The following is a 535-nucleotide window of genomic DNA, read 5'->3' as shown; positions in this document are numbered from 1 at the left end:
TCATCAACCTTTGCTATCGCTTCATCTACCGTCGACAAAACTTCTGCAATTTTCTTTTGCTCGGAAAGAGGCGGAAGAGGGATTTGGAGATTCTCAAAAACGTTTTTTTCGACATGCGGAATTCCTGTTCCTTTTGTTTGATTTTGAAGAAATTTCTCTTTTTGTTTTAACGAATAAAAAAGAAATTGATGATGAACCCGGTTATCATTTAATTCAATTTTAACCATCGTTGAAGAAAGCACTCCTCTTTTACCTAAAAAGAATTCACCTGCATTAGAACCATCCCACAACAAAACTATATCATTATCATTGACTATTATTGTATCCTCAAATGATTTTACAAACTTTTCGGCAATACCATTCCTTAAGTATTCAGCAGATAAATACGGAAGGCTATTTTCTTCCTGATATTCAATAATCTCATATGGTAATTTGCCTTTATAGTAACGAACAAGCGCTCTTAATCTAATTGCAGTCCAATTTTGTGGATATTTATTATATTTTGTCATTTGATTTATTTAAAATCCTATGTTTT

The 535-nt window shown here is 32.0% G+C and carries 1 protein-coding gene; it reads right to left on the bottom strand.

Annotation, left to right across the window (positions count from 1 at the left end; all coding sequences use genetic code 11):
- The coding region (locus tag N2201_07535) for a restriction endonuclease subunit S (protein MCX7786050.1) at positions 1 to 509 on the bottom strand (509 nt) is incomplete at its 3' end.
- Between the last annotated feature and the right edge of the window lie 26 nt (positions 510 to 535).

It is taken from the genome of candidate division WOR-3 bacterium, from assembly GCA_026418155.1.
Lineage (GTDB): Bacteria > Hydrothermota > Tepidihabitantia > Tepidihabitantales > CAIPLT01 > JAOABV01.
This window is presented reverse-complemented; position numbering and strand designations above follow the sequence as displayed.